Source organism: Candidatus Symbiopectobacterium sp. (genome assembly GCF_020054415.1).
Lineage (GTDB): Bacteria > Pseudomonadota > Gammaproteobacteria > Enterobacterales > Enterobacteriaceae > Symbiopectobacterium.
The window spans coordinates 1-7,326 of record NZ_JAHWCO010000440.1 but is presented as its reverse complement, the minus strand read 5'-3'; the positions used below and the strand labels follow the sequence as shown (position 1 = coordinate 7,326).

At 52.8% G+C, this 7,326-nt stretch carries 3 protein-coding genes and 5 pseudogenes; 6 read left to right on the top strand and 2 right to left on the bottom strand.

Translation table 11 applies throughout. From position 1 onward, the window contains the following. The first annotated feature begins 161 nt into the window (after positions 1–161). The 3 genes and pseudogenes from ycfP (at position 162) to QZ506_RS12775 (ending at position 3,183) form a co-directional block, all read left to right on the top strand. Positions 162–704 (top strand): alpha/beta hydrolase YcfP, encoded by a 543-nt coding sequence (ycfP, locus tag QZ506_RS12785; RefSeq protein ID WP_264643059.1) that lies wholly within the window; start codon positions 162–164, stop codon positions 702–704. Positions 705–1,001: 297 nt separating this feature from the next. Then, positions 1,002–2,309 carry an NAD(P)/FAD-dependent oxidoreductase gene (locus QZ506_RS12780; protein WP_291971523.1) on the top strand — a complete coding sequence of 436 codons (1,308 nt, stop codon included), beginning with the start codon at positions 1,002–1,004 and terminating at the stop codon, positions 2,307–2,309. Positions 2,310–2,643: 334 nt separating this feature from the next. After that, positions 2,644–3,183 (top strand): annotated as a pseudogene (locus QZ506_RS12775) (glycine zipper 2TM domain-containing protein). 203 nt (positions 3,184–3,386) lie between these two features. On the opposite strand, the pseudogene yegD reads toward QZ506_RS12775, so the two are convergent. Both yegD and QZ506_RS12765 read right to left on the bottom strand, forming a co-directional pair. After that, positions 3,387–4,740: pseudogene (gene yegD, locus QZ506_RS12770) on the bottom strand (molecular chaperone). Positions 4,741–4,860: 120 nt separating this feature from the next. Continuing rightward, positions 4,861–5,460, bottom strand: a pseudogene (locus QZ506_RS12765) (XRE family transcriptional regulator). A gap of 290 nt (positions 5,461–5,750) precedes the next feature. Between QZ506_RS12765 and QZ506_RS12760 the strand changes: the two are divergent. The 3 genes and pseudogenes from QZ506_RS12760 to QZ506_RS21645 all read left to right on the top strand — a co-directional run. Beyond that, positions 5,751–7,058: pseudogene (locus tag QZ506_RS12760) on the top strand (MFS transporter); the annotation flags it as partial. A 57-nt stretch (positions 7,059–7,115) separates the two neighbouring features. Next, positions 7,116–7,232, top strand: a pseudogene (locus QZ506_RS12755) (IS1 family transposase); the annotation flags it as partial. Continuing rightward, positions 7,192–7,326 (top strand): IS1 family transposase (locus QZ506_RS21645; RefSeq protein WP_367273022.1); only part of this gene is annotated, 135 nt, incomplete at its 3' end. The pseudogene QZ506_RS12755 and the gene QZ506_RS21645, both read left to right, overlap by 41 nt.

The following is a 7,326-nucleotide window of genomic DNA, read 5'->3' as shown; positions in this document are numbered from 1 at the left end:
TTGCCAAGCCAGTTTTGGTAGAAAATGCTTGTCACCTCAGGTGTACAGTTTTCTCATGAGGCCTAACTGCATGATTTTGCGTTGCGAGGATCCGTCGTTTCACTGGACTGCCAGCATAAAATCTATTTATTCAACAAAGCCATCCTGAGGATGAGATTCAGATGATTATCTACTTGCATGGCTTTGATTCCACTAGCCCTGGCAACCATGAAAAAGTGTTGCAGTTGCAGTTTATTGACCAGGACGTTGAGCTGCTGAGTTACAGTACGCTTCATCCCCGGCATGATATGCAACATTTGCTCAAACAAGTCGACAAGCTGATCCAGCGTGCGCAGGACGAGCGGCCGCTGATTTGCGGTGTAGGGCTGGGCGGCTTTTGGGCCGAACGTATCGGCTTTTTATGTGATATTCGCCAGGTCATTTTTAATCCAAATCTGTTCCCGCAAGAGAACATGGCAGGAAAAATCGACAGGCCCGAAGAGTATGCGGACATTGCCACCAAGTGTGTCGCTAATTTCCGTGAGAAGAATCGCGACCGCTGTCTGACTGTGCTGTCGCGCAACGATGAAATGCTCGATAGCCAGCGCAGTGCCGCACTGTTGGGATCGTTCTATGAAGTCATTTGGGACGACATCCAGACGCATAAATTCAAAAGTATCTCTCCGCATCTTCAGCGCATTAAAGCGTTTAAAACGCTCGGTTAATCGATAACAACCCTACTCCCCTTTTCCCTGCCACGGCGTTTGACGTTCCTCGTCTAACGTCGTGTGTCCTATACTGATATCAATACCTGCAAAATAATTTGATGAATTCAAAAGGAAATTTTTTGCCGCGAATCAAGCGGATAAAAAATAAATTGATATATCAATTTTGGTATGACCAAATGATCTGAAGTGCTATTCTTCCCACAGATTTGGCATTTAACTTATGAGAACCCTATGTAATGTAAGGATATTATTTTTACGCCTTATTAACTATTGGTTCACAATCAGGGGGGCGTTTTGACATCAGCACTTAAAAAAATTGTTATTGTCGGCGGTGGCGCCGGCGGTTTGGAATTAGCCACCAGCCTAGGCCATAAGCTGGGGCGTAAAAGCAAAGCTGAGATCACCTTGGTCGATCGTAATCAAAGTCATTTATGGAAACCGCTGCTGCACGAAGTAGCAACAGGTTCGATGGATGATGACATTGACGCGCTGAGCTATCTGGTACATGCGCGCAACCATGGCTTCCATTTTCAGTTAGGCACGCTGATGGATATCGATCGTAAAAGTCAATGTATTCGACTGGCCGAAATCGATAACGATAAGGGTGAAATGCTGGTAGCTGAACGTTCGCTTCTCTATGACATTCTGGTGATCGCGCTAGGCAGTATCTCCAACGATTTCGGCACCACCGGCGTTAAAGACAACTGTATTTTTCTCGACAGCCCCAAACAGGCGCGTCGTTTCCACAATGAAATGCTCAACCTGTTCCTGAGATTTACCTCAAACGCTAATGACGACAAGGAAAAGGTCAACATTGCTATCGTCGGCGGCGGTGCAACTGGGGTGGAACTCTCCGCAGAACTGCATAATGCGGTGAAGCAACTGCACAGCTACGGTTTTGAAGGGCTGGATAATCAGGCAATGAACGTCACGCTGGTAGAAGCTGGGGAGCGCATTTTGCCCGCGTTGCCGCCGCGCGTTTCTGCCGCAGCACATCAGGAGTTGACCAATATCGGTGTACGTGTTCTGACCAAAACGGTGGTCACGGAAGCGAAACACGGTGGTTTACACACCAAAGAGGGCGAGTTTATCGAAGCAGATTTGATGGTGTGGGCCGCTGGGATCAAAGCACCCGATGCCATGAAAGAGATCGCTGGTCTGGAAACCAACCGCATCAATCAACTGGTGGTGGAACCGACGCTGCAAACCACGCGCGATCCGAATATCTATGCCATCGGTGATTGCGCATCGTGCCTGCAACCCAGCGGCAGCGTTGTCCCGCCGCGAGCCCAAGCTGCGCACCAGATGGCGACACGTTGCTATCACAATATCCTTGCCCAGCTCAATGGCCAGGCGCTGAAGCATTATATTTACAAGGATCACGGTTCATTGGTGTCGCTGTCTAAATTCAGCACCGTCGGCAGCCTGATGGGTAACCTGATGCGTGGATCGGTGATGGTGGAGGGACGCATTGCGCGTGTGGTGTATATCTCACTGTACCGTATGCACCAGATTGCCTTGCACGGCTACACCAAAACCGGGTTGATGATGCTGGTGTGCGGTATTAACCGCGTGATTCGTCCGCGCTTGAAACTGCATTAACCGACGGGGTTCTACAACGTGCTGCCGGTTTGGGTGGCACGTTGCCCGCTCCTGAAGGGCTAAGATTTAGCTCTTTTTTACTCTCAGAATAACATCTCGCCTTAACGCCAATTAACCCTAAGAAAAATCCCAAATAACCGCATTTTATTAACATATCTACGCTTTTGGTTAACTAATCTGATTGCCACTTTTTCTCTTCGAATGCACACTTTTGCCAGTTATCAACGAAACAACGTACGCTGTAATGGCTGGTACTGACGTTAAGGGCACTATCCTCTGACGCCCATGGATACAGAGAATAAAGCAGGTGCGAGCGGTCATTCAGGAGGTTTCTGTGAACAAATCCATGTTAGCGAGGGTGGGTATCGGTGTGGCTGCTGCTCTAGGCGTAGCGGCGGTAGCCAGCATGGAGGTTTTTTCACCCGAGCCGCAGTTTGCCCAGGTTATTTCGGCAACACCCATTAAAGAAACGGTGAAAACACCGCGTTAGGAGTGCCGTGATGTCAGCGTAACCCATCGTCGTCCGGTGCAAGATGAGAATCGTCTGGCGGGGTCGGTGCTTGGCGCGGTGGCCGGTGGCGTATTGGGTCATCAGGTCGGCGGTGGTCGAGGCAAGGATATTGCCACGGCCGCGGGGGCTCTGGCGGGCTGGTATGCAGGCAATCAGGTTCAGGGCCATATGCAGAACAATGATACCTACACCACGACGCAACAGCGTTGCCAGACAGTATATGACAAATCCCAGAAAGTGCTGGGCTATGACGTCACTTACAGAATTGGCGCGCAGCAAGGCAAGATCCGCATGGATCGCGATCCCGGCACCCAAATCCCGTTGGACAGAAATGGGCAACTGGTACTGAACCAAAAGGCATAAGTGGAAATCTGACACGCCCCTCTGGGCGTGTCAGATTGATGGGAAAACCACTTTCCCTGTCACCCTCTGCGAAAGCCGGGAATCTCTGGCAGAATGAACGCGTTTAGCCTGTACGAGATTCCTGCCTTCGCGGGAATGACTGGGAGTAGGCCGGATGAGCGTTTTAGGTGGGATTGTCAGCAGCCTCACGCATTACTCACCGTTTAACGCGGAAACAGCAATTTTGTCCAGTGTGCCAATCCGGCAGTGACGGAACCAAAATCATCACCGCTGGCGATAGTCACATCAGGCAATGTTTGTTGTACCGCCAGACGCAATTGCGGCGAGCGCGCACTGCCGCCGGTCAGATAGACGACATCTGGACGTGTTCCACTGTCATCCAACGCCTGGCGAATCTGGGTTTGAATCTGCGATACAGGTTGAGCAATCGCCTGAACCATCTCTTCAGCAGAGACGCGTGTTTCTAGCGCGGTTTCGATAAACGTCAGTGCAACATCGGTCAACGGTGTATCGGATAAGGCAATTTTGCAGGCTTCTGCTTGTTGCACCATAGCGGTAGCTCAAGCGTTGCTGCCAGACGCTCAATAAGCGTTTGATCTGTGCCGGTTCACGCGCATCGCGGATCATCTCGTTGATCAAAGTGCGGGTTGCATTGCTGTAAAAAGCACTCTGCGCCGGCACATCGTTAATGGCGACCGCATTCCACCAAGGCAAGGTCGGCAAGGCAATGCCTTTTTCCGTCATGCCATTCATGCCGAGCAGCGGCATAAACTGTTTGAAGGCCAGTTGGATATCGAGATCGTTGCCGCCGTTACGGCATCCGCTGTGTCCCAGCAGGCTGTCGTGGCGCTCTAGCTTGCGGTGCCACGCAGGCCCCATCAGCAACATCGAGCAGTCGGTGGTCCCCCCGCCGATATCGACTATCAGCACCCGCGTTTCCTGCTGTAGCGTCGCTTCAAAATCCAGCCCGGCGGCGACAGGCTCAAACTGAAATGCGATCTCACGAAACCCGGCGCGGGTTGCTGCGCGCTCAAGAATGTCCTGTGCTTGCTTATCCGCAGCATCGCCACCGATGTTTTGGAAATGGATTGGCCGACCAATCACCGCCTGTGTGATGGTATCTCCCGCCTGTAGCTCCGCTTGCTGGCGAATATGCAGCATCATGGCGCACACCAGATCTTCAAAAAAGGCGATCTGCTGCGGTTTGAGCCCTACTGCGCCCAAGAATGACTTGGGGGATTTCACGAACCACACTTCTTGCGGGTCATCCATATAACGCGCCAGCGCCGCTTGTCCGAAGTGTACGCTGTGCATGTCAACGGCAATATCTTCATCGCGGTTATAGCTGATGGCGCACCGCAGTAGTTGCGCATTTTCGTCTTGGGCATCCACTTGATGATGACGCCACAACCATTCGCTGACGGCTTCACGTGTCGGTGCGCACAGCATGGATGAGAGATAGGGAGAGTTGTTTTCCAGTGGTAACAGGCGTGGTGTGCCATTTTGCATCAATGCAACGGAACAGTTGGCCGTGCCGTAGTCAAAGCCGATAAACATGTCATCCCTCCCGGTAACAAGAAAAAGGCGTGGATTTTACTGCGTGTGAAGCGGCTTGTATAGGGGTACCTCTGTTCAAGGTGCGATGGATTGTGTCTCCAGCCATCGTTACCGCTTTATTCAATCACTGGGCTGTTGTTGTGCATATACCACCAGCCGTAGATGCAGGTCCTCATCCACCGTTAGCGAGGTGTGCTCGAAGGGAGTGGGCTGACCGTCTATGACCAGCTTGCGCACGCCGCTACAGGACGCATGAACGTCGTGCTGCCGCTACCAGTGTTTGAATTCGGGTGACACTCGCTCCAGGTCATTCACCAGTTCGCGAATATTGGCTTCCTGCGTGCCACGCGTGAAGTCGTGGCGGAAGCTCGATAGCATCAGCGGCGCTTGTTCCTACCAGGCGACCATACGTTGATGCAGCAGTGGATCGGTGAACAGCAGCCACAGTAAGTTGCGCCGTTCTGGCGCGTGCTTGCTGAAGCTGAAAAGCGTATCGGCCGGAGCATTTAAGCCCAGTATGTCCCAGCGCAAGTTGAGCACAAAGGACGGATGTGGCAGGTCGTGCATCAGGCGTCGCACCAATGGCGGTCGCACACACCAGGTTTTGCCCGGTTCTGCGGGGAGGAGTTCGTGGGCTAACAGATACAGGTGCCTACGCTGGGCCGCATCCAGTTTAAGCACCCGCGCCAGATTATCGAGAAAGCTGGCCGATACTCCGATATCACGCCCTTGTTCTAACTAGGTGTACCAGGTCAGGCCAACACCTGCGAGCGCGGCAACTTCCTCACGTCGGAGTCCCGGTGTGCGGCGTCGATTACCGCCGGGCAGACCGACCTCGGCGGGAGAAAGGCGCTCACGGTGCGTGCGGAGGAAAGCCGCCAAGTCGGGGCGGGTTCGTTCCAGAGTTCGCATTGTTTATCTCGTTATTTTTAGTAATAGCATAACGTGTTAAATTGTAATCGGTTAAAAAGAATTTGAGAATGATCGATTCTTGATTTTGGAAGCGCACTATGAACACAAATTCTTGTTGTACACTGTCGTCCGAGCGTGCCGCCAGTGGCCCACCGTGGCTGGTGTTGTCCGTGCTGTTGTTAGCCGGTTTCATGACCATCTTCGACCTGTTCGTGGTCAATGTGGCTATCCCGAGTATACAAACAGGGATGGGCGCGAACTTTTCACAGATCGGTTTTATCGTGGCTGGCTACGAGTTGGCCTTCGGTGTCTTGCTCATCACCGGCGGACGACTGGGTGATCGGTTTGGTCGCCGTAAATTGTTTATTGTCGGCATGGCGTGCTTCATCCTGTCATCAGTACTATGCGGTCTGGCACCGGGCGCCGGTTTTTTTGATCGGAGCGCGGGCGTTGCAAGGCTTGTCCGCCGCCTTGTTGTTTCCTCAGGTCTATGCATCCATCCGTGTCAATTTCAGCGGGGATAACAGCCGCCGTGCCTTTGGCCTGTTAGGAATGACGCTCGGTTTGTCTGCGATTGCGGGTCAGGTGCTAGGCGGCTGGATAGTGCGTGCCGATCTGTTCGGGCTGGGCTGGCGCAGCATCTTTATCATCAATGTACCTATTGGAATGTTTGCCATCGCTGCTGCGCGCTGCATTCCTGAAACTCGTGCGCCGCAATGCTCTGCCCTAGACGGGATGGGAATAGCGTTAAGCAGTACAGGGTTGACGCTGTTGTTGGTGGCACTGATCGAGGGGCCAGCACAAGGCTGGCCGGGTTGGAGTCTCTGGTCGCTGGGTACAGCAATGGCGCTGCTTGCATTGTTTTTCCGGCAGCAGGAACGGCGGCGGGTGCGCGGTGGGGCCCCTCTTGTCGATATGCAGTTGCTATCGCAACGCCGTTTTGCGTTGGGGGCTGTACTGGTGTTGCTGGTTTATTCGACGTCAAGTTCCTTCTTTTTGTGTTTTGCATTGCTGATGCAAACCGGGCTAGGTCTTGATCCTCTGGTGGCGGGCAGTATCTTTACTCCCTGTAGCGTGGGTTTTATGCTGGCGTCGCTGGCTGCACCGAGACTGGTGGCACGCTTTGGCACGCATGCGATCGTGGTGGGTGCGTTGGTCTATATGCTTTCCATCGGGGGGATGATTGTGCAGGTGAGCATGGCGGGAGCGGCGTTAGTTGCTGTGCGACTCATTCCCGCGCTGATTATGGTCGGTGTCGGTCAGGGATTCATCATGACGCCGTTGCTAAATGTGGTGCTGGGCTTTGTCGATAAAACTCAGGCTGGTATGGCATCTGGGGTGGTTTCTACGGTACAGCAGGTGGGCGCGGCGCTGGGGGGGGGGCGGCTGTTGGCATTCTGTTTGGTGAGGTGCTGGGTCGTGTATTCAATATGTTGATTACAGTGTGAAATGTCCGGTTTTGGATGTGGAATACAGCGGCTAAAGTTGATGTAAGATGCCCGTTTTGTGAACAGACATCTCCTGTGAAAAAACACGGTTATGGCAAAAGTGGCCATCAGCGTTACCGTCGTCAGTCATGCAAACAAGGATGGCTACAGGGCTTACAACGACGAACTTCCAGAAGTAAAACACATTGTTAGCAAGCTGTATACGCAGCGTATTGAGTGTGCACAT